Here is a 24,833-nt window from a genome sequence, read left to right as displayed (position 1 = left end):
GGGCGTGCAGTTATACTGCGCGGCCTGATGGGCTGGCCGTGGGCCGCCACACTACTGATGCCAAGGAGAGACTGCAAATGCACAAGATCGCTACCCGTTGGGTCGATCGTCTGGGTCACCTCTGCGCCTGTGCCGTTCTGGCCGTGCTGCCGCTGGCAGCCAGCGCCGCCGAGGAAGATCCCTGGGAAGGCTTCAACCGCCCGGTATTCCGCTTTAACGACACCCTCGACACCTATGCGCTGAAGCCGGTTGCCAAGGGTTACCAGGCCATCACGCCGCAGTTCCTCGAGGATGGCGTGCACAACGTGTTCGGCAATATCGGCGAAGTCGGCAACCTGGCCAACAACCTGCTGCAGGGCAAGGTGCATGATGCCGGCGTCGACACCAGCCGGCTGATCTTCAACACCACCTTCGGCCTGCTCGGCTTCTTCGATGTGGCCAGCCAGATGGGCCTGCAGCGCAGCGACGAGGACTTCGGCCAGACCCTGGGCGCCTGGGGTGTGAACAGCGGCCCGTACCTGGTGATCCCGTTCCTCGGCCCGAGCAGCGTGCGCGATGCCGGTGCGAAGATCCCGGACAGCTTCCTCGGCCCGTACCCCTATATTGACCATGTACCGACCCGCAACGTGACTCGCGCGGTGAATGTGGTCGATACCCGCGCCAGCCTGCTGTCGGCGGAAAAGATGATCGGTGGCGACAAGTACATCTTCATCCGCAACGCCTACCTGCAGAACCGCGAGTTCCGCGTGAAGGACGGCGAGGTGGTCGACGACTTCTAGTCGCGGCAGCCATGAAAAAAGGCGGCCATGGCCGCCTTTTTTGTATCTGCAGATATTTCAGCTCATCGACAGGATGGCCAGCCCGAGCGACTGCCGGCCGTTGTCCAGATCCTGCACGCGGACGACTTCGGCCTGGGCATCCAGGCCAGCGAGGGCATTGTGGTCGGAGGCGATATGCACCTTGACCTTGGCGCCCATCTGCAGGCGGCATTCGGCTTCCAGTTGCATGCCGGTGCTCGACAGGTCGAGGCACGTGGCGGGGATGGCGCGGCCATCATGGTGCAGGGTGACCGGGGCTTCCAGTCGCATGCGGATGAAGTCACGTTTCTCGCTGTAGGCACGATCGCTTTGGCTCATGGACCCTGTCCTCTTGTTTTATGGGTGCTCCCCGCGGTCGTTATAACCCCCGTCTCTTTGAGGTGTAAAGGCGCCTGGCGACAATCGGCACGCGCTTGAATCGCCCGGCGGATGGGAGTACCGTCTGCGCCGTGAATCGATGGCGCACAGGTGTTCCCTGGCGCCCCGCCCACTTACCCAATTCCATCTCCGGCGTCGTTTGCCTGGATATCCCATGCACAATCCCAGCGCCAAGCTGCTGATTATCGATGATGATGAGGTAGTGCGAGCCAGTCTCGCCGCCTACCTCGAAGACAGCGGTTTCCAGGTTCTACAGGCCGGCAATGGCCTGCAGGGGCTGGAGGTGTTCGAGCATGAACACCCCGATGTGGTCATCTGCGACCTGCGCATGCCGCAGGTCGATGGCCTTGAGCTGATCCGTCGTATCAATGTGCTGGGCAGCGATGTGCCGGTGATCGTGGTGTCCGGTGCCGGGGTCATGAGCGATGCGGTCGAGGCCTTGCGCCTGGGTGCCGCCGACTACCTGATCAAGCCGCTGGAAGACTTGGCCGTGCTCGAGCATTCGGTGCACCGGGCCCTGGATCGCGCCCACCTGCGCCTGGAAAATCTGCGCTACCGCGAGAAGCTGGAAACCGCCAACCGCGAGCTGCAGGCCAGCCTGCACCTGCTGCAGGAAGACCAGAACGCCGGGCGCCAGGTGCAGATGAACATGCTGCCGGTGACGCCCTGGCAGGTGGACGGGCTGCAGTTCGCCCACCAGATCATTCCATCCCTGTATCTCTCCGGCGATTTCGTCGACTACTTCCGCGTCGATGAGCGGCGGGTGGCCTTCTATCTGGCTGATGTGTCCGGCCACGGCGCGTCGTCCGCCTTTGTCACCGTGCTGCTCAAGTTCATGACCACTCGTCTGCTCTATGAGTGGCGCCGCAACGGCATCTTGCCGGAGTTCAAACCGTCCGATGTGCTCGGCCACATCAACCGCGGCCTGATCAACTGCAAGCTGGGCAAGCACGTGACCATGCTCGGCGGGGTGATCGACGAGCAGAGCGGGCAGCTGACCTACAGCATCGGTGGCCATCTGCCGCTGCCGGTTCTGTACAGCGAAGGGCAGGCGCGCTACCTGGAAGGCCGCGGCCTGCCGGTGGGCCTGTTTGACGAGGCGACCTACAGCGATGTGGTGATGGAGCTGCCGCAATCGTTCAGCCTGACCCTGCTGTCCGATGGCATTCTGGATCTTTTGCCGGGTGACACGCTCAAAGACAAGGAGATCGCGCTGCCCCAGCTGGTCAGCGCAGCGGGAGGCACGCTCGATGGGCTGCGCAAGGTCTTCGGACTGGCCAATCTGGGCGAGATGCCGGATGATATCGCCTTGCTGGTGTTGAGCAGGAACCTTGCATGAATCCTGGGAATAGCCCCGGTAGAATCCAGTTCGCCGAACAGGACGGTACTTTTGTCCTGAAGTTCGTGGGCGAAGTCCGCCTGACCTTGTGTTCGGCCCTGGACTCGACAATCGAAAAAATCTTCACGGCGCTGAATTTCTCGGCGATCGTCATCGATCTGACGGAAACCCGCAGCATCGATAGCACCACGCTTGGCCTGTTGGCCAAGCTGTCCATCCTGTCCCGGCAGAAAGTCGGGCTGTTGCCAACGGTGGTCACGACCCATGAAGACATCACCCGTTTGCTGCAGTCCATGGGCTTCGATCAGGTGTTCAACATCGTCGATCGGCCGATTCCGTGCCCGGAATGCCTGAGTGACCTGCCTTCGCAGGATCAGTCGGAAGAGGTGGTCAAGGCCAAGGTGCTGGAAGCACATCGCATCCTGATGGGGCTCAACGAGTCCAATCGCGAGGCTTTCCACGATCTGGTGAGTGCGCTGGAACGCAGCTGAGGCTGCACGGGGCATGAAAAAGGGGCGCTACCTGCCAGGGTAGCGCCCCTTTTTTGTGGCCCCGTTTCAGCGGCGGGCGGCGAGCAGGGCTTCGAGCTTTTCCTGGTCGCGGGCGAACAGGCGGATGCCCTCGGCCAGTTTCTCGGTGGCCATGGCGTCCTCGTTCAGGGCCCAGCGGAAGCGGCTTTCGTCGAGGATCTGGCGCGGTTCGCCGGCACCCGGGTTGAGGGTGCGTGGCAGCTCGCCCTGGTCTTCGGCGAGTTTCTGCAGCAGCTCGGGGCTGATGGTCAGGCGGTCGCAGCCGGCCAGTTGCTCGATCTGCCCCGTGTTGCGGAAGCTGGCGCCCATCACCACGGTCTGGTAGCCGTTGGCCTTGTAGTACTGGTAGATGCGTGCCACCGATTGCACGCCGGGGTCTTCGGCACCCGTGAAGTCGCGGCCTTCGGCCTTCTTGTACCAGTCGTAGATACGGCCGACGAAAGGCGAGATGAGGAACACGCCGGCGTCGGCGCAGGCGGCGGCCTGGGCGAAGGAGAACAGCAGGGTCAGGTTGGTCTGGATGCCGGCCTTCTCCAGCTGTTCGGCGGCGCGGATGCCTTCCCAGGTGGCGGCGATCTTGATCAGCACGCGCTCGCGGCCGATGCCGCTCTGCTCATACAGGCCGATGATGCGCTCGGCGCGCTGCAGGGTGGCCTGGGTGTCGAAGGACAGGCGGGCATCGACCTCGGTGGAGATGCGCCCGGGGATGACCTTGAGGATTTCCTGGCCGACGGCCACGCCGAAACGGTCGCAGGCCAGGCCGAGGTCGCTGGCGGCGTCCCGGGCGGCGGCGTCCAGCAGCTCGCTATAGCGCGGCAGCGCGGCGGCCTTGAGCAGCAGCGAGGGGTTGGTGGTGGCGTCCACCGGCTTGAGGCGGCTGATGGCGTCGAGGTCGCCTGTATCGGCGACCACGGTGGTGAACTGCTTGAGCTGATCCAGCTTGGAGGTCATGACGAGGCCCTGTCGTTGCGTATGCCATGACCTTACCCGAGCCGCGCAGGGCGCTCAACGCCCTGGCGCGGGCATTTGCCGGCTTTTAGCGGCCGCTGAGCAGCTCGCCGGCCTGATCGAGCAGGACCAGCGGCTCGCGGGTCTTGTGGATGTCCACCGAGAGCAGCTGGCGGAAGCGTCGCGCCCCCGGGAAGCCCTGGGCCAGGCCCAGCACATGGCGGGTCATGTGGTGCATCGCGCCGCCCTCGGCAATGTGCCGCTCGATATACGGGCGCAGGCGTGCCAGGGCTTCGGCGCGACTGATGGCGGGCTGCTCGAGGCCGAACAGCAACTGGTCGACCTGCGCCAGCAGATAGGGGTTGTGGTAGGCCTCGCGGCCGAGCATCACGCCATCGAAGGTCTGCAGATGCTGCTGGCATTCCTCCAGGGTCTTGATGCCGCCGTTGAGGATGATCTCCAGGTCGGCGAAGTCGTGCTTGAGCTGGGCCGCCACGTCATAGCGCAGCGGCGGGATTTCGCGGTTTTCCTTGGGCGACAGGCCTTCCAGGATGGCGATGCGCGCATGCACGGTGAAGCTGCGGCAGCCGGCCTCGCGCACGGTGCCGACGAAGTCGCAGAGCTCGGCATAGCTGTCGCGGCCATTGATGCCGATGCGGTGCTTGACCGTGACCGGAATGCTCACCGCGTCCTGCATGGCCTTGACGCAATCGGCCACCAGCTGCGGGTGGCCCATCAGGCAGGCGCCGATCATATTGTTCTGCACCCGGTCGCTGGGGCAGCCGACGTTGAGGTTGACCTCGTCGTAGCCGTGTTCTTCGGCCATCTTCGCACAGGCGGCCAGATCGGCCGGATTGCTGCCGCCCAGCTGCAGGGCCAGCGGGTGTTCGCATTCGTCATAGCGCAGGAAGCGCTGCGCGTCGCCATGCAGCAGGGCACCGGTGGTGACCATCTCGGTGTAGAGCAGGGCCTGGCTGGACAGCTGGCGCAGGAAGTAGCGGCAGTGGCGATCGGTCCAATCCATCATCGGCGCGACGCTGAAACGGCGCGTTAGCGCTGGTGTCGATGGGGCTTGGGCTGATGGGTTCATAAGGTCTTTTCTCTGAAAGTGCTCGGAATCAAGCATGAGCGCTCACGGTCTTGCTCGGTCGCGGTGCCGGGCGGGGCACAAGGGGCGGGAAGGGTAGCATTTGAACTCGGCAATGAGCAGGAAATAGCTGCTGCATTTCGTTATCCGCAGCAGCTCTGGCCGGCGCCGGGCCAGGCAAACCGGGGGATGCGCCGGGGTGACGGCTCGTCGGCACGCTGACGGCGGCTTGCATTACCGCTTCCTGCTACCCGTATGAGGGTTTCGTGACCTACCCATTCAGGGTATGGCCTGGCCAGGCCTTTGCCTCAATAGTGGAGCCACTCGCTCATCCAGAGCAGCAGTCAGTCACAAGGTGGAATGACTATGCGAAACGTAGTGGCGGTTGTCTCTAGGCTGTTGTTGGCTCCTGCTTCCCTGGTTGCCGTTCTGGCCGTCCCGGCGCATGCCGAAACGGTGGCGGACGGGGCCAATACCCTGCGTCTGTTCAACTGGGCCGATTATATCGGCGAGAACACCCTGGCCGATTTCGAGAAGGCCACCGGTATCAAGGTGATCTACGACACCTTCGATTCCTACGAGACCGTGCAGGCCAAGCTGCTGACCGGGCGCTCCGGCTACGACCTGGTGATGCTCAACGCCTCGCTGGTGCCGCCGATGATCAGCGCCAAGGTGTTCCAGCCGCTGGACAAGAAGCAGCTGCCCAGCCTCGGCAATCTCGACCCTGAAGTAGTCAAGAATCTGCAGGGCTATGACCCGCAGCTGACCTTCTCGGCGCCCTATACCTGGGGCAGCAACGGCATCACCTACAACGTCGACAAGATCAAGGAGCGCATGCCGGATGCACCCATCGGTTCGCTGGCGATGATCTTCGACCCGCAAGTGGTGTCGCGCTTCGCCGACTGCGGCGTGACCCTGGTCGATGCGCCTACCGAGGTGATTCCGCTGGCCCTGCAATACCTCGGCCGCGACCCGCGCAGTGCGGCGCCGGACGACCTGCAGGCGGTGCAGGATCTGCTGCTCAAGGTGCGCCCCTATATCCACAAGTTCGACTCGGTGAATTACCTCACCAGCCTGCCCAACGGCGATGTGTGCATGGCCATGACCTGGTCCGGCGACTACGCCACCGCCCAGGCGCGGGCCGAAGAGGCGGGGCTGAACATCAAGCTGGCCTACTTCATTCCCAAGGAGGGCTCGCTGATCTGGTTCGACAACCTCTACCTGCCGGCCGATGCCCCCCATGTGGCCAACGCCCACAAGTTCATCGAATACCTGCTGCAGCCGCAGGTGATGGCCGACGTCACCAACTACATCCACTACGCCAACAGCAATGCGGCGGCCACGCCCTTGCTCAATGCCGATGTGCGCGACAACCAGGCCATCTACCCGGATGCCGCCACGCGTCAGCGCCTGTTCGCCCAGAAGACCCACAGCGCCAAGGAAAGCCGGGCGATCACGCGGGTGTGGAACACCATCAAGACCGGCATGTAACGCGCTGGCAGCAACTCTTCAACCCCTCTTTTCGTTGTGCAGGTAACGGTTATGGCTATCCCGACTCAGGCTTTTTTCGATGGTTTTGCGCAGGCGGATCTGGTGGCTGCAGACAAGGCGCACTACATGCACGGTTACCACGTGTTCGATGAGCACCGCGAGCAGGGTGCGCTGAATATCGTGGCCGGCGATGGCGCCTATATCTACGACACCCAGGGCAATCGCTTCCTCGATGCGGTGGGCGGCATGTGGTGCACCAACATCGGCCTGGGGCGCGAGGAAATGGCCCTGGCGATTGCCGACCAGGTGCGTCAGCTGGCCTATTCCAACCCATTCTCCGACATGGCCAACAGCGTTGCCATCGAGCTGTGCCAGAAGCTCGCCAGCCTGGCGCCGGGCGATCTGGATCACGTCTTCCTCACCACCGGCGGCTCCACTGCGGTGGACACCGCCTACCGCCTGATCCAGTTCTACCAGAACTGCCGCGGCAAGCCGGAGAAGAAGCACATCATCGCCCGCTACAACGGCTACCACGGCTCCACCCAGCTGACCATGTCGATCGGCAACAAGGCCGCCGACCGCGTGCCCGAGTTCGACTATGCCCATGACAAGATCCACCACGTCTCCAACCCCAACCCCTACCGCGCGCCGGAGGGGATGAGCGAGGCGCAGTTCGTCGACTACCTGATCGCCGAATTCGAGGACAAGATTCTCAGCATCGGCGCCGACAAGGTCGCGGCCTTCTTTGCCGAGCCGATCATGGGTTCCGGCGGCGTGATCATCCCGCCCGAGGGCTACCTCAAGCGCATGTGGGAACTGTGCCGGCACTACGACATCCTGTTCGTCGCCGACGAAGTGGTGACCTCCTTTGGTCGCCTGGGCAGCTTCTTCGCCAGCGAAGAACTGTTCGGCGTGCAGCCGGACATCATCACCACCGCCAAGGGCCTGACCTCCGCCTACCTGCCGCTGGGCGCCTGCATCTTCTCCGAGCGCATCTGGCAGGTGATCGGCGAGCCGGGCAAGGGCCGCTGCTTCACCCATGGCTTCACCTACAGCGGCCACCCGGTGTGCTGCACCGCAGCGCTGAAGAACATCGAGATCATCGAGCGGGAAAACCTGCTGGCCCACGTCAACGACGTCGGCAGCTACCTGGAGCAGCGCCTGGCCAGCCTGCGCGACCTGCCGTTGGTAGGCGATGTGCGCTGCAAGAAGCTGATGGCCTGTGTCGAATTCGTCGCCGACAAGCGCACCAAGGCGCTGTTCCCCGAGGCGCTCAACATTGGCGAGAAGATCCATACCCGGGCCCAGGCCAGGGGCCTGCTGGTGCGTCCCATCGTGCACCTCAACGTGATGTCGCCGCCGCTGATCATCACCCACGCCCAGGTCGACGAAATCGTCGAAACCCTGCGCGAGTGCATTCTGGAAGTCGCCAACGAACTGATCGCCAGCGGTCAGTACCTGGGGCATTGAGCATGATGGTCGCCATGGCTTTACGGCACTCCGAGCGCCTGCATAGACTGCGGGCCATGGATAACGCCGACGACTCGCTGGTTGTGTTGCCGCTGGGCGCGTTGCGCCAGTGGCATGCCGAACTGCAGAACGCCCTGGTGCAGGCCGAGAGCCTGCAGGCGCTGGCGCATCTGGCCAAGGCCCTCGGCCACCTGGTGTCGGTGGAGTCGCTGATGATCAGTCTGGAGCGCCAGGATCAGCCGCCGCAGCTGCTCTATCAGCAAGGCATTCCCGAGCAGTACCGCGACTGGATCATCAACCGCTATTTCTCCGGCGGCTATCTGCTCGACCCGTTCTGCCTGGCTGTGGAAAGCGGCCTGGCCGAGGGTTTCTACCACCTGACGGAAATCGCCCCGGACGACTTCTTCAGCAGCGAGTACTACAAGAACTACTACCTGGAGACCGGCTGCGCGGAAGACAGCTACTACATCGTCAACCTCGACAGTCGCAGCCAGATTTCCGTCAGCCTGTTCCAGGGCATGGGCGCGCAGAACCTGGCGCCCGAGCAGCTCAACCTGCTGCGCGCCATGCAGCCGATGGTGCGCGAAGTGCTTGCCCGCTTCGGCCAGCACTGGCTGCAGCACAGCGCCGCCGGCGAGCCGGCGGAGCAGAAGCACGCCGAGCTCAGCCAGCGCATCCAGGTGGCGTTCAACAACTTCGGTTGCGATCTGCTCACCGAGCGCGAGCGTGAAGTGGCGCATATGGTGCTGCGTGGCCACTCGGTGAAGTCCGCCGCCTATGAGCTGGCGATCTCGCCCGAGACGGTGCGCATGCACCGCAAGAACCTGTATCTGAAGCTCGGGGTCAGCTCCCAGGCGGAGTTGTTCGCCCAGTTCATCGACTGGTTGCGCCAGGGCTGACGCCCACCCTTCACCGCGCCGTTTTTCCCCTTTGCTCAACACCGAGGCAGCCTATGACCACGCAGCACGCTGTGCTTTGCCTGAAAGAAGCCGGTATTGCCCGCGTCACCCTCAACCGCGAGGCGCAACGCAATGCCCTGGATGTCCCCACGCTGCAGCACTTGCTGGTGCTGTTCGAGCAGCTCAACGACGACCCCGAGGTGCGGGTGCTGGTGCTCAGCGGCACTGGCCGCAGCTTCTGCGCCGGCGCCGATGTGGCCGAGTGGGCTGCGGCCGAGGCCCGTGGTGAGCTGGAGAGCTATGGCTGGACGGAGGCCGCCCACCGTCTGATGGCACGCCTGTACAGCCTGGACAAGCCGAGCATCGCCGCGATCAACGGCAGCGCCGTCGGTGCCGGCCTGGATCTGGCGCTGTGCTGCGACCTGCGCGTGGCGGCGCAGTCGGCGCGCTTCAAGGCCGGCTACACCGGCATGGCCTACTCGCCGGATGCCGGCGCCAGCTGGCATCTGCCGCGCCTGATCGGAGCCGAGCAGGCCAAGCGCTTTCTCTTCCTCGATGAGCCGTGGAGCGCCGAGCGGGCCTTGGCCGCCGGGCTGGTCGGTGAGGTCTGTGGTGATGAGCAGTTGCCGACCCGCGTCGCCGAGCTGGCGCAGCGCCTGGCCGCTGGGCCGACCTTCGCCTACGCGCAGACCAAGCGGCTGATCCGCGACGGTGCCGGGTACAGCCTGCCGCAGCAGCTGCAGGCCGAGCTGGCCGCCGGGCTGCTGTGTGGGCGCAGCGCCGATGCTGCCGAGGCCCTGCGTGCCAGCCAGGAACGACGTGCCCCGCGCTTTGTCGGGTGCTAGAGCGCGCCAACCCCAACAACCTCGTTGAACTGCCGGGTGATGTTATGAATTTCCAATTCACGCAAGAACAAGAAATGCTGGTCGAGGCGGTGCGTGCCTTCGTCGCGAGGGAACTGCTGCCCCATGAGGAGGCGGTGGATCGGGCCGACGCAGTGTCCCCTGAACTGGCCGCCGAGATCCGCGGTAAGGCCATCGCCGCCGGTTTCTACGCCTTCAACATGCCGGAGGAGGTGGGTGGTGGCGGCCTCGATTACCTGTCCCAGGCCCTGGTCGAGCGGGAGCTGGCCAAGGTCTCCTGGGCCCTGCATGTGTTCGTCGCACGGCCATCGAAGATTCTCATGGCCTGCAAGGGCCGGCAGATCGAGGACTACCTGCTGCCGTGCATCCAGGGCGAGAAGATCGACTGCTTCGCCCTCACCGAGCCGGGCGCCGGCTCCGACGCCAACGCGATCAAGACCCGCGCCGTGCGCGACGGCGAGCACTTCGTGATCAATGGCGCCAAGCACTTCATCAGCCACGCCGGCCACGCCGACTTCGCCATCGTCTTCGCGGTGACCGACAGCTACGAGCGCAACGGCAAGAAGCGCAACGCGGTGACCGCTTTCCTGGTCGACAAGGGCACCCCGGGCATGACCGTGCGCCGCGGGCCGAAATGCGTGAGCAACAAGGGCTATCACACCTACGAACTGTTCTTCGACGACTGCCGTGTACCAGCTTCCAAAGTCCTCGGCGAAGTCGACAAGGGCTGGGAAGTGGCCAACGCCTGGCTCACCGCCGGGCGGGTGATGGTGGCGGCCAACTGCGTGGGCCAGGCCCAGCGCGCGCAGGAGCTGGCACTGCAATGGGCGGCGGATCGCCAACAGTTCGGTGCGGCCATCGGCAGCTACCAGGGCATCTCGTTCAAGCTGGCCGACATGGTCACGCAGATTCGCGCCGCCGAGCTGCTGACCCTGCACACCGCCTGGAAAATGGATCAGGGCAGCATGAGCGACGGCGAGGCCGGCATGGCCAAGCTGTTCGCCAGCGAAGTGCTGGGCAAGGTGGCCGACGAGACGGTGCAGATCTTTGGCGGCATGGGCCTGATGGACGAGGGGCCGGTCGAGCGTATCTGGCGCAACGCGCGGATCGAGCGGATCTGGGAGGGCACTTCGGAGATCCAGCGCCACATCATTTCCCGTGAACTGCTGCGGCCGCTGCTGCGCTGAGGAGCCCGCCATGAACCGTGACAACCTCAAGCGCCTGCTGGCGCCGCGGCACCTGGCCTTTGTCGGCGGGCGCAGCATGGCCCGCGCCCTCAAGCGCTGCGCCGCGGGCGGCTACCGGGGCCAGATGTGGCTGGTCAACCCGCAACATGCCGAGCTGGAAGGCGTGCCTTGCGTGGCCAGCGTGGCCGACCTGCCTTGCGGCCCGGATGCGGTGTTCGTCGCCACCAACCGCGAACTGACCCTCGATACCGTGGCGCAACTGGCGGCCAAGGGCGCCGGCGGCGCCATCTGCTATGCCTCCGGATTTGCCGAAACGGGCGAGCCGGGCGCTGAGCTGCAGCAGCAGTTGCTGCGCGCCGCGGGCGAGATGGCCGTGCTCGGCCCCAACTGCTACGGCCTGCTCGACTACCTGCACGGTGCCGCCCTGTGGCCGGTGGCCCATGGCGGCCAGTTGGTGGTGAAGGGCGTGGCGGTGCTGACCCAGAGCGGCAACTTCGCCTACAACCTGTCCATGAGCGACCGCTCGCTGCCCATCGCCTACATGGCTTCGCTGGGCAACCAGGCGCAGATCGGCGTGGCCGAGCTGATGGACGTGCTGCTCGACGAACCGCGGGTGACTGCCATCGGCCTGCACCTGGAAGGACTGAAGAATGTTCCCGGATTTGCCGCTGCCGCACACAAGGCGCTGCTCAAGGGCATTCCGATCATCGCCCTGAAAACCGGGGTGTCGCAGATCGGCGCGCAACTGGCCCTCAGCCACACCAGCTCGCTGGCCGGCTCCGATGCGCTGTACGACGCACTATTCGAGCGCCTCGGGGTGATCCGTGTCAGCGGCCCGGTGAGCTTTGTCGAAACCCTCAAGGCCGCCGCCTGCGGCAACCTGCCGGCGGGCAATCGCCTGGTCGCCCTGGCCTGTTCCGGCGGCGATGCCGGCCTGCTGGCCGACTACGCCGAGCGCCATGACCTGCAGCTGCCGGCCCTGGCGCCGCAGGCGCGCGCCGAGCTGAGCCAGGTGCTGCCGAGCTACGCCAACCTGGTCAATCCACTGGATTTCACCACCGCCATCTGGGGTGATGGCCCGGCCCTGCAGCGCATGCTCGACAGCACTCTGAGCACGCCGGCCGACGCCGCCGTGCTGGTGCTCGACTATCCGGGCGAAAGCACCGGCGAGCGCAAGGAGTGCGACCTGCTGCTGCAGCTGTTCTGCGAGGCGCTGGAGCGCCATGGCAAGGTCGGTTTCGTCACCTCGGCTTTCCCCGAGCTGCTGCCGGCCAGCGCCCGCGAGCGCCTGCACGCTCGTGGCATTGCCGCCTTGCAGGGCGTGGAGGACGGCCTGGCAGCCTGGGGGCGGGTTGCCCGCTACCAGCGCAATCGTCAGACGCTGCTGGAACGCGGCGAATCGGCGCTGCTGCCGCTGTGTCCGCAGGCTCTGGCCGGCGAGGGCGAGGTGCTGGATGAGTGGCAGTCCAAGCAGGCGCTGCGCGCCTTCGGCCTGGCGGTGCCGGCGGGCGAGTTGAGCACGCCGGCGGCTGCCGACGAAGCGGCGGCCAGGGTGGGCTACCCGCTGGTGCTCAAGGCGGTCAGCAGTCAGCTGCCGCACAAGACCGAGGCCGGCGCGGTGGCGCTCAACCTGGCCAACCCGCAGGCGCTGCAGCTGGCCCTGGCGCAGATGGAGGCGTCCATCGCCGCCTATGCACCTGGCGTCGCCTTCGCCCAGGTATTGCTCGAGCCCATGGCGCCGGCGCCGCTGGCCGAGCTGATCGTCGGCATCAAGCGGCAGAACGGTTTCGCCCTGGCCCTGCTGATCGGCGCCGGCGGGGTGCTGGTCGAGCTGCTCCAGGACAGCCGCAGCCTGCTGCTGCCCACCACCGATGCGGCCATCCGCGCGGCGCTGCTGAGCCTGCGTAGCGTCGGCCTGTTGCAGGGCTTTCGCGGCCGCCCGCCAGCCGACCTGGATGCCCTGGTGGCGGCCATTCGTGCGGTGGCCGACTACGCCTGCGAGAACGCCGGGCAGCTGCTGGAGCTGGACGTCAATCCGTTGCTGGTGGGGCCGCGCACCAGCGTGGCGGTGGATGCGCTGATTCGCCTGGCGCCGCGGGCCGGGCAGGAGAGCCAGCAATGAACGTGTTGATCGTGCATGCCCATCCGGAAAGCCAGTCCTTCAGCGCCGCCCTGGCCCGCCAGGCGCAGCAGACCCTGGAGCAGCAGGGGCATCGGGTGCAGGTCAGCGACCTGTATGCCATGCAGTGGAACCCGGTGGCCAGCGCGGCGGATTTCTCCGCGCGGGAAAATCCCGACTACCTGGTGTACGCCCTGGAGCAGCGCCAGGGGGTGAAGAACCACAGCCTGGCGGCAGACATTCAGCAGGAGCTGGACAAGCTGCTGTGGGCCGACCTGCTGATCCTCAACTTCCCGGTGTTCTGGTTTTCCGTGCCGGCCATGCTCAAGGGCTGGATCGACCGGGTGCTGGTGTCCGGCATCTGCTATGGCGGCAAGCGCTTCTACGACCAGGGCGGCCTGCGCGGCAAGAAGGCGCTGCTCAGCCTGACCCTGGGCGGCCGCGAGCACATGTTTGGCGAGGGGGCGATCCACGGGCCGCTGGAGGACATGCTGCGACCGCTTCTGCGCGGCACGCTGGCCTATGTCGGGCTGGAAGTGCTGCAGCCCTTCGTCGCCTGGCACGTGCCCTACATCGACGACCAGGCGCGCCAGGTGTTCCTGCAGGATTACCAGGCGCGTCTGCGCCGCTTGGAGGACGAACCTGCGCTGCAGTTTCCCCGCCTGGCGCAGTTCGACGAGGCGCTGTACCCGCTGCCGGCCAGCGATTGAGCGGCCGGTCGGGCGGCAGGCGGAGTTTGTGGCTATACCTGTTGGTGTCTGGCGCGCTGGCGCAGCGGGAGGGCGGTCGGTTTTCGGGCTGATGCCGCTTCTGTAGTGGCGCCGTCTTGGTGTTCGATCCTCTGCGGGAAACACTTCAGGAGTAACACTCATGCGTAAAGTGATCATGCTTTCCCTGCTGTCCTCTCTGCCGCTGCTGGCCAGTGGCGTCGCTCAGGCCGACCAGGCCGGTGGCGGCGGCTGCGGCTGGGGCAACATGCTGTTCGAGGGCCAGCGCGGCCTGGTGCCGCACCTGCTGGCCACCACCACCAACGGCACCTTCGGCAACGCCACCTTCGGCCTGACCTCGGGCACCAACGGCTGCGATTCGAGCGTGCGGCTTGGTTACGGCGGGCGTTCGCTGCTGGCCATGAACGGCATGCTCGACAGCATCGCCGAGGACATGGCGAGTGGGCAGGGCGAGGCGCTGGATGCCTACGCCACGCTGCTGGGGATTCAGGGGGATGACCGGCAGTATTTTGCCGCCGTTACCCATGAGCACTTCGCGACCATCTTCCCCAGTGCCGAGGCCAATAGCGAGCAGGTACTGGCCGCGACCCTGGAGGTGATGAGTCGGGACGAGCGGCTGGCCAAGTACGTCAGCGCACCGAGCTGATTGACCAGCCAATAAAAAACGGCGCCCGTGGGCGCCGTTTTCATTGCAGCAGAGCTTAGACGCCCAGCTTGTCGCGCAGGCTGTAGTACCAGGCGCCAATGGCGCTGAACGGTACCTGGAACAGGCGACCACCCGGGAAGGGGTAGTGCGGCAGGCTGGCGAAGGCGTCGAAGCGCTCGGCCTGGCCGCGCAGGGTTTCTGCCAGCAGCTTGCCGGCCAGGTGGGTGTAGGTCACGCCATGGCCGCTGCAGCCCTGGGAGTAGTAGATGTTGTCGCCGAGGCGGCCGACCTGCGGCAGGCGCGACAGGGTCAGCAGGAAGTTGCCGGTCCAGGCGAAGTCGATCTTCACGTCTTTCAGTTGCGGGAAGGTCTTGAGCATCTTCGGACGGATGATGGCTTCGATGTTGGCCGGGTCACGGGCACCGTAGACCACGCCGCCGCCGAAGATCAGGCGCTTGTCGCTGGTCAGGCGGTAGTAGTCGAGCAGGTAGTTGCAGTCCTCGACGCAGTAGTCCTGCGGCAGCAGGCTCTTGGCCAGTTCGTCGGACAGCGGCTCAGTGGTGATCACCTGGGTGCCGCACGGCATGGACTTGCTGGCCAGTTCCGGCAGCAGGTTGCCCAGGTAGGCGTTGCCGGCAACGACCACGAACTTGGCCTTCACGCGGCCTTTCGGGGTGTGTACCACCGGGTTGGCGCCGCGCTCGACGCGAATGGCCGGGCTCTGCTCATGAATGATGCCGCCCAGGGACTCAACAGCCGCGGCTTCGCCGAGGGCCAGGTTGAGCGGGTGGATGTGGCCGCCGCTCATGTCGAGCATGCCGCCGACATAGGCATCGGTATCCACCACTTCACGGATGCGCTTGGCGTCCATCAGTTCCAGCTGGGTGTGGCCGTAGCGCTCCCACAGCTTCTTCTGCGATTCCAGGTGCTTCATGTGCTTCGGGGTGTTGGCGGCAAATACGCCACCGTCCTTCAGATCGCACTTGATGTCGTACTTGGCGATGCGCTCACGGATGATGCGGCCGCCTTCGAAGGCCATGTCGCCCAGCAGCTTGGCGTGTTTCGGGCCGACGGTGCGCTCGATCACGTCGATATCGCGGCTATAGCTGTTGACGATCTGGCCGCCGTTGCGGCCGGAGGCGCCGAAGCCAACCTTGGCAGCTTCGACGATGGTCACCTTGAAGCCGTTCTCCAGGAGGAACAGCGCAGTCGACAGGCCGGTGTAGCCGGCACCGATGATGCAGACGTCCGTTTCGCTCTCGCCTTGCAGCTCAGGGCGCGGCGGCACCGCATTGGCCGATGCTGCGTAATAGGACTGGGGGTAGGGAGTGTGCGTCATATTGGAACCTATGTTCTTTATTTTTTACGGAATGAGCTGATGCTACCCGAGTCAAAATGCGCCGGCTAGCCTCTGTGCAAAATTTTCAACGTTCCGCTGTGCAGCAAAAAATCCACTTTTTCAGAGGCTTAGCGAAAAAAGGTGTTGACACTCCGGCGAATCTCCCTAAAATGCGCCTCCATTGCAGGCACATAGCTCAGTTGGTTAGAGCACCACCTTGACATGGTGGGGGTCGTTGGTTCGAGTCCAATTGTGCCTACCAAACAAACCCGTCCTGCACGGGGCTTAGAAGGCGATCCGAAAGGATCGCCTTTTTTGTTTGGGAAAACTTTGGGCAAATTTTGGGAAAACGAATTTGCCGGTTACAGCTTCAGACCTGCTTGAACGCGGGTGAATTTCACCTGCACATCACCATGCCCGGCCTGGTAGTACTCGGTCATTTCTTCGGTCGCGTGGCCCATCAGCACTTGGACGTATTCCGTCGGAAAACCCTGTTGCTCATAGAGCCAGGCACCCAGTGCGCGTAGTTCGTGCATCGTTGGCCGGGCTTTCGGATCCTTGATGTGATCATAGGCCTTGGCCTCGTCGCGTGCCTTCCGGAACTGCTTCGACAGGTAGTCCTCGGTGATCGCTGACCAGTGTGCCTTTGCCTCAATCTGCTCTCGCCGGCGCGCGCGCGGGCGATATCGAAGCAGGGTGGGCCCGGCGATCGGATCGACCATGCACTCCTGAACTACTGCGCGTAGGTCTGGGCCCATCTCGATTTCCAGGTGGATGGGGGTGTCGTAGTTTTCTGTTTTCCCTGGGCTGACGCGGATCGTGTTTGCAGCCATGTCGACTGCAGAGCGCTCCCACGTCACCAGGTCTTCTCGCCGTTGCAGGCTGAGCATTGCCAGACGAATGGCACGGCACAACCACTCAGGGGTGGTGGGTGCCGCCAGGATCAGCTGCACGCCTTCCAGGGTGTGCCGCTGGCGCACTTTCTCTGCTTCTTCCTTGATCAGGGTCAGCTCGGCGCAATTGCGCTCGGCCAAGCCCTTGGCGACTGCGAAGGCAAAAATCTGTACCCACAACGCCCGGTGCTTGGTGTAGGCGTTGTTGCTGTACTGATCCAGGTACTCCGCCATCTCCAGCACGTCGAGCTGGCCGAACATGCGGTTGCTCATGTCTGTTCTGTAGCGGGTCAGCTTGAACTTGATCTCCTGCAGTGAGCGCGCCGAGTAAGTCTTCGTCGGGAGCCATTCGCTCTCGAAACGACCAAGCACATGCTCGATCGTCGGTGCCTTCTCTCCCGTCAAAATCGACAGCAGGGCGCCATCGTCGGCCATCAGCGGCAGGAGTTTCGCGTTGGCCGCCCGTGCCAGCTTGATGGCTTCGGCCATCGACTTGTTGATGCTCGTCTTCTTCCCAGTGATGGGGTTCCGGTACTGCCAGTACTTCCCGTTGGGGTATAGGTTGTCCGGTAGATCCCGGTTCTTGCTGTCACGCCGGCGAGGGGGGGCCATCTGTCAAATCTCCAGCATCTTGGCCAGCAGCGGGTCTGTTGTCCCGGCCAGCTCGGCATTTAGGTCGACAAAGTATTCACCCGCTTTGACCTCGCCTATCACGATGCCCTCCCTTATCCACTTTTTTAGCTGTTGCAGGCTGGGTTTCCCGCCTGCATAGCGCAGCTTCCGGTATTCACTAGCCTCCATGAGGCGAGGCATTTTTATCGTCACTGCAGTGATTAGCTTGGCCATTGGAAAAGCCTCAGCAGCAATGCAAAGGTTGTTTCGGCAGCGATGGACTAGATCCGTCGACGTCTGTTCTTTCGCTCAACATGGTCTGTGCCTTGTGCTAGGAGATAGGGCCATGCTGGCGAGAAAAAACAGAGAAAAGGGGTGTATCTGCTCCCTTTGGAGGGTCGTAACTCCCAGGGTGGGCCAAAACTTCCTTCCCAAGAGGGGGCTGCCGGCGGCAGGGTGGATCTGCTACCAGCAGGAAACCTCGTATTCCCAGTTTCTTGATGTGGCAGGGGGCCTACATCGGCATGTATTAGCGATATGTTCGATAAAGCAGGGAGTTACATTGTTTGCAAATATGAACTCGGCGCTGGTCGTGACGATGCTCTAGGCCGAGTTGGCCGATGCTGTGAGACCCACAATAGCAGCAAGATAAACCATGTCGACGATCACGCCCGTTAAGTTTGTTCTGAATGTATTTGTCGACGATCGGGAGGCTGAGCCAGTTACGGTGAGCGTGTAATCTTCTGAAATGGGTGTTTTTATATTCAAGAATAAAAAATGCGAAAGCTATCAGGCTAATGGTGGCTAACAGGTACATATTAATTTTCCTATGAGTTAGCTTATTTTTTGTGGGCTAGTGCGTGGATCGCACGCCACTATCAATGTGGGCTTGGTTTCATTGCTCTCGCCACATTCTCTGAATGGGCTGACTTACAGCCATTTATGCTGGCGGTAGAGGGCAGTGGTCATCGGCAATTGAGCCAGTTGCTGTGTTTTGTCCAGCAATCCATAGAAAATGCTGCGGTGCATCGAGGGGTTGAAATAATAAATATCTAGCAGTTCTGAAATATGGGGTCGGAAGTAAGTTTTTCCTCAGATATCTACAGGGTATTGTTTAGTGATGCCGAGTTTCTGTGGGCTTTGAGTGTTAATTGGCTGGCTCCGTGTTGGTTGTTGAGTCCAGTTTCTATTGTTTTGAAAAAATGCAAAGGTGTATGGCGGTGAGATTAAGATCCGAGTATTGGCCAGAGCGCTAAAGCTGTCATCAGACATCCGCTTGTCCAGATCGCTAGAGGTATTCTTAGCAGTGCCATTGTTTGATAAGGTGGAATGGATATGGTCTTGTTCTTGTAGCTTTTATAGATAAAACGAGCCCATAGTAGTGGAGCCGACTGGAAGGTCAGGAGCAGTCCTACGCGCCAAATTGCCATTTCCAGCAGGGTATCCTTACCTAGACCTGACTCACTTGATATTGAGGTCAGTCTGATTGCTGTCACAGAAATGGCTACTAAAACGAAAAATGTGCAGTGGGCTAGTCGCTTCCAGATCTCTGCGTAAACTTCACTGAGGTTCATCATGGTACTCATTGAGGATCTCCTTGATTGGGATCATCAGGTGAGCACGCTTTTCTGTTAATGCAACCCATGGTTTCAGGCTGCGCGGTGAAGGCGTAGGTGCGTTTAGGCGGGGTGTTTTTGTCGAGAGTGCGAAGGTTTTTCAAGCCCTGTGCAAGGCGAAGGATCTTTTAAGTCCGAGGGGTAGCGTCTCCAAAAGGACATTCTTGCCGATCAGCATGTGGCGTGCCTCTTTCAGTCGGGGTTGCATGCGGGTTGGGGCGCTAGTTTTCCCGACCTTCGAAATGTCCTTCTCTAGCTGGGTTCGCCACGCCAATGCGGGGTGGAAACGGCATATCTCACTCTGGCACGTTGAGAAATTGCCTCGAAACCGCTAGGCGGGATCGCCGCGTTGGCTGGTTACTAGGTTGGTCAGCATGATCTGGAAAGGAACTTTTACGTAAAAAACGGCGGGCGGTTTGCTGTACCCAAAAGAACCTTTTCAGAGCGGTTTGGCGTGCAAGCAGAGAGGAGAGGCTTGTGCAGCGTACCTCAATGCAGATGCCGTAATCGGAATAGCTCACGCTATAGGCGTTTTGACGGATGCAAGGGAGCCGCTGATGCGGCTACGGGCGGGATATTTCATTAGACGCGCGCGTGTGGCGAAAAAAGCAATATAAAAAGGCGGCACCAAGGCCGCCTTCTCTTCGAACCCTTACAACTCGTTGAAAGATTTTGTGAGCTTGCGCTGGGCTGCTTGGGTCAATTTGGATGCCGCGTTCAATAGCTGGATCGTTTGCAGGTCGCTCCCGACCAGCTTGATGACCATCTCAGGAGTGCAGAAAAAATTTCCTGGCTCAAGCAGATCCTCCGTAGTTTCAAAGTGGCTCAGGGATTGAGTCCCGTCTGGCCCTGGTTTGTTGGTCATTGCAAGCAGCTTGATTGTCGGGGCTTTGACCTCCGAGGCCTCGTTGATGAGCTCGGCGTGCAGAAGTGGCTGTTTCTTTGCCTTCTTTGCCTTTTTGTTGACGCGACGAACCGTCATTTCCATTTCTTTGGTCAGACTCAGCCCCTGATTAATGAAGGGAAAGAGGAGCTTGTCGATGAGATCCTGCTCGCACGCTGGGGGGAAGCAATCATTTTCCATGGTCTGTGTTCCTACAGTTGGTGAAGCTACTAAGTAGCCTCATCATCATCCTGGGAGTTCAAACGGTTGAGTCGCGAGTTCGGTACCATTTCAGGCTCTGTGATCTGGTGCGGCTTCATTTGGCTATGTCAGCACGGAGGTGCTGTTTTTCGTTCTGAGAGTCTTCCCCTATGAAAAGAAAGGCCTGTGTTCTGGTGCTTTTCGATTTAGTACTTCTGAGTCCACGGGCCTTTGAGGTGGGGGAGCCAATCGTTGGCTTTATCTAGGCGCTCGATGAGGAGTCGAACGGTTAACCAATATCGGTAGCTCGTCTCTGGTGAAGCGGTTTTTGCTTGTTCCTGCAGGAACCACCTGAGATGTTTGACTTGCCACTGCTCTGGGTGATCACGTTTCCAGCGTTGCTCGATAGAAGATTGGATAGCATCTGCCTGCATCAGATGGCGTTTTTTTGAATGGTGGGCACCTTTTAATACCCCGCCCAGAAATAGCTCCATATTTATGCTCATCTAGTCTCGCTCCCCACGTAAGCATTTGAGACCTCCAGCCGCTCATGTCCCAGCTCACGGCTGATGACTTGTCGTGCTGCCCGAACTTTCTCTCGGTCTGGCTTATCTGTCGTATCTGGACGGGAAAAAACTGGAGCAGGTAAACCAACCAGCTCTGTGTATCGATCACACGCAAAAGCAGCGCGTAGCTCGTGATATCCCTTGATGCCGAAAAATTTTATTATGGGGCGGCTAGCGTTGACTTCTCGTCGTAGAAATTGGATGTAGGTTTCGTTCTCTGCCAAAAGATTTCGGCTGAAAGCTGGTGAAACTTGTCGCGCATAGTTCAGTGCGTAAAGAATCTCGTCGGTAACGGATATCCAGCGAGCTGCAAACGCCCCAGAACGGCCGCCTTTGCAGCCATCCTGGACATTAATTTGGCCATTAGTAGCCTCGCGAATAAGGCGCGGAGTGTCAGCCAAAATACATTCTCTCAGACGCATTCCGATTGTGCGGGCCAACATAATTATCGCCGCCGAGCGCGGAAAGCCTGCTGCTATAAGCTGGTTGTGCAGTTCTTTGACCTGCAATAAATCCATTCCGTCTGGAATGGATCTGCGGATGTAGCAGCGGTTTTCCCCAAGGGCACAAGATATCTTATCTATGCGGATTTTTTGGTCCTCACGCATGATCGCTAAGACAACATTTACACTAGATATTCTATTTGTAGCTGTATCAATCGAAATTTCCTCTTCTGCGAGTAAGAGCTTTAGATATGCGGCATATTCGTAAAAAATCGCATTAGTGATATTTCGAGTGTCATCAATCTTGTGCTCAGCGTAAGCCCAGTTTAAAAATAGTCTGCTACGTTCTGTGTGTGCTGTGACTGTCGCAAAATGACCATTTCCATAATACGTCCTCAATGCATTTTTCGTTGCATACCCCAATTTGTTGCCGTAGCCAAAGTTTCTAGAATTATATTTTCCATGCCGCGCCATTATTTTTACCCGTGCTTTTGCAGCGCACACGAAATTCGTGTCTCGCTGTAGTCAGAGATTTATGGGCAGCCAGGCTCCGCCAAAAAGTGTTGAGTGCTAACGGGACAATGCCCGCAACTGGCTGAAATGAGGACTGAGCGGCGCCACAGAGGGCTGGCGGCAGCGCACTACGAAGCCCTGCTTATCCGATCTGGACGGCGGAGAGGCTGGTGGAATGACGAGATCCACCGCAGTGCAGTATTCGAGGTCAACTATCGACGTGCAGCATGCAATTTTGCCTGTCAGGCAAATGTCCCAATGGGACGCAGTGTGTCGTCATAGTCGACTCGGGACAGATAGCGCCGACGTAGTGTCAGCAGTAGTGTCAGGGGGTAGTGGAGCTGAGAACCCATGCTGGTCAGGCTTCTAGCCAATCCAACAAAGCCGTCTCTGTGTGTAGCGGTGCGTATCGCACGTCGGATTGGAAGCATCCAAAACGTAGCGAAGCTTTTGAAATGTGCTGAGAGTGTCAGCTCACATAAGGCCGGCGCTCATGGCCAACCTTGGTGAGGAAACAATTGCACAACTAGCCGAGGGTTGGCAAGGATTGCTTGGGTGTTGAAGGCGAGCCTGCCGAGTAGGTGTACGGAAGGTGCAGTTACGTACACCTTCCGTACTGTGATGGGCATCTATCGCGTGGTTTTTTTCGTCTGGCGCTCGCGAAGTGTTCGTTGGTACACCATCCGTACACCATCCGTACACCATCCGTACACCTGACTTACCTGCGGTAAAGGTCTTTCAGCACAGCATGTATGTCGACGTTGACTTTTATAGCCGGCACCTCCTTGCATGTGGACCACCGTTGCCTGAAGGCAGATCTCAGCTGTTGCAGCTCAGGTCCATACGAGTAATGGACTCTGGGCTAGTGCTGTGAGTCGGAATATTTGGGGTGTCCTATGATGAAAGGTCCAGATTTCTCGCTGATCCTATAGCCAATTTTTTCGTGAAGAAAATAGCTATACGCCACCCCAGTTGTGAAGCGAATTTAGATAAATTCAATGCATAGTGTTCTGGGTTTTTATGGGCTTCTTGTTGCTGTCTGCTAGTTCGGGGTCATTTGCTTTGTGATGTAGATTTACTGTCCTGAATACGCTCCTCTGCCTGAGCGCCAGAAAAAACACAGAATGCGGAGTTGTACTGATTAAAAGCTACTGCATAGGAGAAGTCGCAAAAATAAGCTGGATGTTTCGTGCCAATCATATCTCCCGCTTGGCACTGGTCTCCTAGTGACTCTACTAAGGTGTCGTTGTTTGTACCAAGGCATGCTTTTCCAGTTAGAGAATGGCTATGTTCATTACATCCGGCCACACTGAGTAAAAGAGCGCCTACGAAGGGGATAAATTTTATTTTTCTCATGTCATAACTCTCAATAATTGTTAGGTTTGGTTAAGCGCTATGCAGTTTTATTTTGGCTCAATGAATGGTAAATGCTTACCTTTGTTCAGAACTGTTTGAATAGGCCCCGCTTCCCTAGAGACCTCCGAGCCTCATAATTGAGGCCCATCAGGAGGTGCCATGAGCAACCAGCGTTACCCCGAAGAATTCAAAATCGAAGCGGTCAAGCAAGTGACCGAGCGTGGCCTTCCTGTTGCCGAGGTAGCGGCGCGGTTGGGCATGTCGGTGCATAGCCTGTATGCCTGGAGCAAGCGCTACGGCAAACCCCAGGAACAGCGGCAGCAGGAAGACGAGCAGCAGGCCGAACTGCGTCGTCTGCGCGCCGAACTCAAGCGAGTGACCGAAGAGCGAGACATCCTAAAAAAGGCCGCCGCGTACTTTGCCAAGGAGTCCGGCTGAAGTACGCCTTCATTAGCAAGCTGTCGGTGGATTACCCGGTGCGGCGTCTCTGCCAGACCCTCAAGGTGCATCCCAGCGGTTACTACGCCTGGCTGGCCGAGCCGAAATCCGTACGCGCCAAGGAAGATCAGCGCCTGCTCGGATTGATCAAACATGCCTGGCTGGAAAGTGGTGGCGTCTACGGCTACCGCAAGATCCACGACGACCTGCGTGAGCTGGGAGAGTCCTGTGGCCGGCACCGCGTGGCTCGCCTGATGCGGGGAGAAGGGCTGCGCTCGCAGACCGGCTATCGTCGGCGCCCCGGCTATTACGGCGGCCGGCCAACGGTGGCGTCGCCCAATCGCCTGGAGCGGCAGTTCAACGTCAGTGAACCGAACAAGGTCTGGGTTACCGACATCACCTACATCCGCACCTATGAGGGTTGGTTGTATTTGGCGGTGGTGCTGGATCTGTTTTCACGCCAGGTGATCGGCTGGTCGATGAAGCCACGGATGTGCAGCGACCTGGCCATCGATGCTCTGTTGATGGCGGTGTGGCGGCGCAAGCCCAAGCAAGAAGTGATGATTCACTCCGACCAGGGCAGCCAGTTCAGCAGCTCGGACTGGCAGAGCTTCCTCAAGGCCAACAACCTGATCAGCAGCATGAGTCGACGCGGTAACTGCCACGACAACGCGGTGGCGGAAAGCTTCTTCCAGTTGCTGAAGCGGGAACGCATCCGACGAAAAACCTACGGCACCCGCGAAGAAGCCCGCAGTGATGTGTTCGATTACATCGAGATGTTTTATAACCCCAAACGCCGGCACAGCAGCGCTATGCAGCTATCGCCAGTGGAGTTTGAAAAGCGTTATTTCCAGAGCTTGGAGAGTGTCTAGGAAAGCCGGGGCGATTCAGTTGCTGGTGCAACTTTGGCAAGCCCAGGACTGTATATGTAGAACCAATCAGGCAGCAGAGAAGAGAGACGCTCGATTTTCTCTAGGTCTTCGTTATGACTCGCTTGGCCATGAACTCCCAAGAACAATGGCCCATAAGCCTTTCCTTGAGCGGTGATGAATGTAGGCGCGGGGCCGAGTGAGGGTGTGTGCCCAGCAGCCATTTGAACTAGCTGTGTCACAGAGTGCACTGGGCTGCCTTCACCATAGGCGACTCCCATGATGTATTTAGTGGGCGTTGCTTCGATCTGTGCCTTGTCTTGAGAGGTGTTGCCATAGACCTCGGCACTGGCTTTTCTAAAGGCCTTGTCCGCTACGACGACTGCCGCCTTGCCGTCCACAGCTATTGTCTCGGGTACCCAAGCTGCAATGTGCGTATTGCTGGCTATACCCGCTGGCAAAAAGCCAGACATTAGAAACAGCGTCGGATCACGTGCAATCAGACTGTACATGGCGGCATCGATGTTTTGATTGTTCTTAGCGGAGTCCCGATTTGAACTCCCAGCTTTTATGCGGGCATTGAAATCTTCTCGACTCATAT

The 24,833-nt window shown here is 60.5% G+C and carries 24 protein-coding genes and 1 tRNA gene; 13 read left to right on the top strand and 12 right to left on the bottom strand.

Features of this window, described 5'->3' with window-relative positions; all coding sequences use genetic code 11:
* Positions 1–77: 77 nt before the first annotated feature.
* Entirely contained in the window at positions 78–779 is a 702-nt protein-coding gene (locus tag A9179_RS13425; RefSeq protein WP_187806616.1) for an MlaA family lipoprotein, read from the top strand.
* A gap of 57 nt (positions 780–836) precedes the next feature.
* Here A9179_RS13425 and A9179_RS13420 read toward each other — a convergent pair whose 3' ends face one another.
* Positions 837–1,136 (bottom strand): PilZ domain-containing protein, encoded by a 300-nt coding sequence (locus tag A9179_RS13420; protein WP_187806614.1) that lies wholly within the window; start codon positions 1,134–1,136, stop codon positions 837–839.
* A gap of 214 nt (positions 1,137–1,350) precedes the next feature.
* Between A9179_RS13420 and rssB the strand changes: the two genes are divergently transcribed.
* Positions 1,351–2,535, top strand: coding sequence for a two-component system response regulator RssB (rssB, locus tag A9179_RS13415; protein ID WP_187806611.1), 1,185 nt, complete (start codon positions 1,351–1,353; stop codon positions 2,533–2,535).
* A complete protein-coding gene (gene rssC, locus A9179_RS13410; protein ID WP_187806609.1) occupies positions 2,532–3,026 on the top strand; it encodes an anti-sigma factor antagonist RssC in 495 nt (164 codons plus the stop codon). Before rssB ends, rssC begins: the two co-directional genes overlap by 4 nt.
* Before the next feature lie 66 nt (positions 3,027–3,092).
* Here the strand turns inward: rssC and tal are convergent, their stop codons facing one another.
* Positions 3,093–4,016, bottom strand: coding sequence for a transaldolase (gene tal / locus A9179_RS13405; RefSeq protein WP_187806607.1), 924 nt, complete (start codon positions 4,014–4,016; stop codon positions 3,093–3,095).
* 85 nt (positions 4,017–4,101) lie between these two features.
* Positions 4,102–5,103 (bottom strand): tRNA dihydrouridine(20/20a) synthase DusA, encoded by a 1,002-nt coding sequence (gene dusA, locus A9179_RS13400; RefSeq protein ID WP_187806605.1) that lies wholly within the window; start codon positions 5,101–5,103, stop codon positions 4,102–4,104.
* Positions 5,104–5,466: 363 nt separating this feature from the next.
* Between dusA and A9179_RS13395 the strand changes: the two genes are divergently transcribed.
* From A9179_RS13395 to A9179_RS13360, 8 genes are all read left to right on the top strand, one after another.
* Positions 5,467–6,591 carry a polyamine ABC transporter substrate-binding protein gene (locus A9179_RS13395; RefSeq protein WP_187806602.1) on the top strand — a complete coding sequence of 375 codons (1,125 nt, stop codon included), beginning with the start codon at positions 5,467–5,469 and terminating at the stop codon, positions 6,589–6,591.
* A 51-nt stretch (positions 6,592–6,642) separates the two neighbouring features.
* Complete coding sequence (locus A9179_RS13390; protein WP_187806600.1) at positions 6,643–8,061, top strand: aminotransferase; 1,419 nt, start codon at positions 6,643–6,645, stop codon at positions 8,059–8,061.
* Positions 8,062–8,075: 14 nt separating this feature from the next.
* Complete coding sequence (locus tag A9179_RS13385) at positions 8,076–8,960, top strand: LuxR C-terminal-related transcriptional regulator (RefSeq protein WP_262410589.1); 885 nt, start codon at positions 8,076–8,078, stop codon at positions 8,958–8,960.
* Between the two features lie 53 nt (positions 8,961–9,013).
* Entirely contained in the window at positions 9,014–9,805 is a 792-nt protein-coding gene (locus tag A9179_RS13380) for an enoyl-CoA hydratase/isomerase family protein (RefSeq protein WP_187806597.1), read from the top strand.
* Between the two features lie 44 nt (positions 9,806–9,849).
* On the top strand, positions 9,850–11,010 hold the full coding sequence (locus tag A9179_RS13375) for an acyl-CoA dehydrogenase family protein (RefSeq protein ID WP_187806595.1): 1,161 nt from the start codon (positions 9,850–9,852) through the stop codon (positions 11,008–11,010).
* Positions 11,011–11,020: 10 nt separating this feature from the next.
* The gene (locus A9179_RS13370; RefSeq protein ID WP_187806593.1) at positions 11,021–13,132 is read left to right on the top strand and encodes an acetate--CoA ligase family protein; all 2,112 of its coding nucleotides are present in this window, start codon (positions 11,021–11,023) and stop codon (positions 13,130–13,132) included.
* Positions 13,129–13,839 carry an NAD(P)H-dependent oxidoreductase gene (locus A9179_RS13365; RefSeq protein ID WP_187806590.1) on the top strand — a complete coding sequence of 237 codons (711 nt, stop codon included), beginning with the start codon at positions 13,129–13,131 and terminating at the stop codon, positions 13,837–13,839. Before A9179_RS13370 ends, A9179_RS13365 begins: the two co-directional genes overlap by 4 nt.
* A gap of 160 nt (positions 13,840–13,999) precedes the next feature.
* Entirely contained in the window at positions 14,000–14,503 is a 504-nt protein-coding gene (locus A9179_RS13360) for a DUF3015 domain-containing protein (protein ID WP_187806588.1), read from the top strand.
* A 55-nt stretch (positions 14,504–14,558) separates the two neighbouring features.
* On the opposite strand, the gene A9179_RS13355 is transcribed toward A9179_RS13360, so the two are convergent.
* Positions 14,559–15,842, bottom strand: coding sequence for an NAD(P)/FAD-dependent oxidoreductase (locus tag A9179_RS13355; protein ID WP_187806586.1), 1,284 nt, complete (start codon positions 15,840–15,842; stop codon positions 14,559–14,561).
* A 185-nt stretch (positions 15,843–16,027) separates the two neighbouring features.
* On the opposite strand from A9179_RS13355, the gene A9179_RS13350 reads away from it, so the two are divergent.
* Positions 16,028–16,104, top strand: a tRNA-Val gene (locus A9179_RS13350).
* A gap of 100 nt (positions 16,105–16,204) precedes the next feature.
* Here the strand turns inward: A9179_RS13350 and A9179_RS13345 are convergent.
* The 7 genes from A9179_RS13345 to A9179_RS13315 all read right to left on the bottom strand — a co-directional run bounded on the left by A9179_RS13345 (position 16,205) and on the right by A9179_RS13315 (position 22,925).
* A complete protein-coding gene (locus tag A9179_RS13345; protein WP_187806583.1) occupies positions 16,205–17,347 on the bottom strand; it encodes a tyrosine-type recombinase/integrase in 1,143 nt (380 codons plus the stop codon).
* A gap of 3 nt (positions 17,348–17,350) precedes the next feature.
* Complete coding sequence (locus A9179_RS13340) at positions 17,351–17,581, bottom strand: hypothetical protein (protein WP_187806575.1); 231 nt, start codon at positions 17,579–17,581, stop codon at positions 17,351–17,353.
* 992 nt (positions 17,582–18,573) lie between these two features.
* Positions 18,574–18,933, bottom strand: a complete 360-nt coding sequence (locus tag A9179_RS13335) for a hypothetical protein (RefSeq protein ID WP_187806573.1) — start codon at positions 18,931–18,933, stop codon at positions 18,574–18,576.
* Between the two features lie 682 nt (positions 18,934–19,615).
* Complete coding sequence (locus tag A9179_RS13330; RefSeq protein ID WP_187806571.1) at positions 19,616–20,047, bottom strand: hypothetical protein; 432 nt, start codon at positions 20,045–20,047, stop codon at positions 19,616–19,618.
* Positions 20,048–20,253: 206 nt separating this feature from the next.
* Positions 20,254–20,541 (bottom strand): hypothetical protein, encoded by a 288-nt coding sequence (locus tag A9179_RS13325; protein ID WP_262410588.1) that lies wholly within the window; start codon positions 20,539–20,541, stop codon positions 20,254–20,256.
* 8 nt (positions 20,542–20,549) lie between these two features.
* Positions 20,550–21,530 (bottom strand): site-specific integrase, encoded by a 981-nt coding sequence (locus A9179_RS13320; RefSeq protein ID WP_187806567.1) that lies wholly within the window; start codon positions 21,528–21,530, stop codon positions 20,550–20,552.
* Between the two features lie 1,092 nt (positions 21,531–22,622).
* Complete coding sequence (locus tag A9179_RS13315) at positions 22,623–22,925, bottom strand: hypothetical protein (protein ID WP_187806564.1); 303 nt, start codon at positions 22,923–22,925, stop codon at positions 22,623–22,625.
* Between the two features lie 159 nt (positions 22,926–23,084).
* On the opposite strand from A9179_RS13315, the gene A9179_RS13310 reads away from it, so the two are divergent.
* Positions 23,085–24,235 (top strand): IS3 family transposase gene (locus A9179_RS13310; protein ID WP_187806563.1). Its coding sequence is split into 2 segments (ribosomal slippage): positions 23,085–23,322 and positions 23,322–24,235, totalling 1,152 coding nucleotides; the frame shifts between segments, so codons are not numbered across the junction.
* On the opposite strand, the gene A9179_RS13305 is transcribed toward A9179_RS13310, so the two are convergent.
* On the bottom strand, positions 24,232–24,831 hold the full coding sequence (locus A9179_RS13305; RefSeq protein WP_187806562.1) for a hypothetical protein: 600 nt from the start codon (positions 24,829–24,831) through the stop codon (positions 24,232–24,234). The two genes, A9179_RS13310 and A9179_RS13305, sit on opposite strands and share 4 nt — an antisense overlap.
* Positions 24,832–24,833 lie beyond the last annotated feature (2 nt).

This window comes from Pseudomonas alcaligenes, from assembly GCF_014490745.1.
GTDB classification, from domain to species: domain Bacteria; phylum Pseudomonadota; class Gammaproteobacteria; order Pseudomonadales; family Pseudomonadaceae; genus Aquipseudomonas; species Aquipseudomonas alcaligenes_C.
Note: the sequence above shows the minus strand (reverse complement) of the source record. Positions and strands in the feature narration are given on the sequence as shown.

Bases quoted from the DNA above. Each gene is read 5' to 3' on its own strand.
- A9179_RS13425 (WP_187806616.1), top strand. From the start codon at position 78: ATGCACAAGATCGCTACCCGTTGGGTCGATCGTCTGGGTCACCTCTGC.
- A9179_RS13420 (WP_187806614.1), bottom strand. From the start codon at position 1,136: ATGAGCCAAAGCGATCGTGCCTACAGCGAGAAACGTGACTTCATCCGC.
- rssB (WP_187806611.1), top strand. From the start codon at position 1,351: ATGCACAATCCCAGCGCCAAGCTGCTGATTATCGATGATGATGAGGTA.
- rssC (WP_187806609.1), top strand. From the start codon at position 2,532: ATGAATCCTGGGAATAGCCCCGGTAGAATCCAGTTCGCCGAACAGGAC.
- tal (WP_187806607.1), bottom strand. From the start codon at position 4,016: ATGACCTCCAAGCTGGATCAGCTCAAGCAGTTCACCACCGTGGTCGCC.
- dusA (WP_187806605.1), bottom strand. From the start codon at position 5,103: ATGAACCCATCAGCCCAAGCCCCATCGACACCAGCGCTAACGCGCCGT.
- A9179_RS13395 (WP_187806602.1), top strand. From the start codon at position 5,467: ATGCGAAACGTAGTGGCGGTTGTCTCTAGGCTGTTGTTGGCTCCTGCT.
- A9179_RS13390 (WP_187806600.1), top strand. From the start codon at position 6,643: ATGGCTATCCCGACTCAGGCTTTTTTCGATGGTTTTGCGCAGGCGGAT.
- A9179_RS13385 (WP_262410589.1), top strand. From the start codon at position 8,076: ATGGCTTTACGGCACTCCGAGCGCCTGCATAGACTGCGGGCCATGGAT.
- A9179_RS13380 (WP_187806597.1), top strand. From the start codon at position 9,014: ATGACCACGCAGCACGCTGTGCTTTGCCTGAAAGAAGCCGGTATTGCC.
- A9179_RS13375 (WP_187806595.1), top strand. From the start codon at position 9,850: ATGAATTTCCAATTCACGCAAGAACAAGAAATGCTGGTCGAGGCGGTG.
- A9179_RS13370 (WP_187806593.1), top strand. From the start codon at position 11,021: ATGAACCGTGACAACCTCAAGCGCCTGCTGGCGCCGCGGCACCTGGCC.
- A9179_RS13365 (WP_187806590.1), top strand. From the start codon at position 13,129: ATGAACGTGTTGATCGTGCATGCCCATCCGGAAAGCCAGTCCTTCAGC.
- A9179_RS13360 (WP_187806588.1), top strand. From the start codon at position 14,000: ATGCGTAAAGTGATCATGCTTTCCCTGCTGTCCTCTCTGCCGCTGCTG.
- A9179_RS13355 (WP_187806586.1), bottom strand. From the start codon at position 15,842: ATGACGCACACTCCCTACCCCCAGTCCTATTACGCAGCATCGGCCAAT.
- A9179_RS13345 (WP_187806583.1), bottom strand. From the start codon at position 17,347: ATGGCCCCCCCTCGCCGGCGTGACAGCAAGAACCGGGATCTACCGGAC.
- A9179_RS13340 (WP_187806575.1), bottom strand. From the start codon at position 17,581: ATGGCCAAGCTAATCACTGCAGTGACGATAAAAATGCCTCGCCTCATG.
- A9179_RS13335 (WP_187806573.1), bottom strand. From the start codon at position 18,933: ATGAGTACCATGATGAACCTCAGTGAAGTTTACGCAGAGATCTGGAAG.
- A9179_RS13330 (WP_187806571.1), bottom strand. From the start codon at position 20,047: ATGGAAAATGATTGCTTCCCCCCAGCGTGCGAGCAGGATCTCATCGAC.
- A9179_RS13325 (WP_262410588.1), bottom strand. From the start codon at position 20,541: ATGGAGCTATTTCTGGGCGGGGTATTAAAAGGTGCCCACCATTCAAAA.
- A9179_RS13320 (WP_187806567.1), bottom strand. From the start codon at position 21,530: ATGGCGCGGCATGGAAAATATAATTCTAGAAACTTTGGCTACGGCAAC.
- A9179_RS13315 (WP_187806564.1), bottom strand. From the start codon at position 22,925: ATGAGAAAAATAAAATTTATCCCCTTCGTAGGCGCTCTTTTACTCAGT.
- A9179_RS13305 (WP_187806562.1), bottom strand. From the start codon at position 24,831: ATGAGTCGAGAAGATTTCAATGCCCGCATAAAAGCTGGGAGTTCAAAT.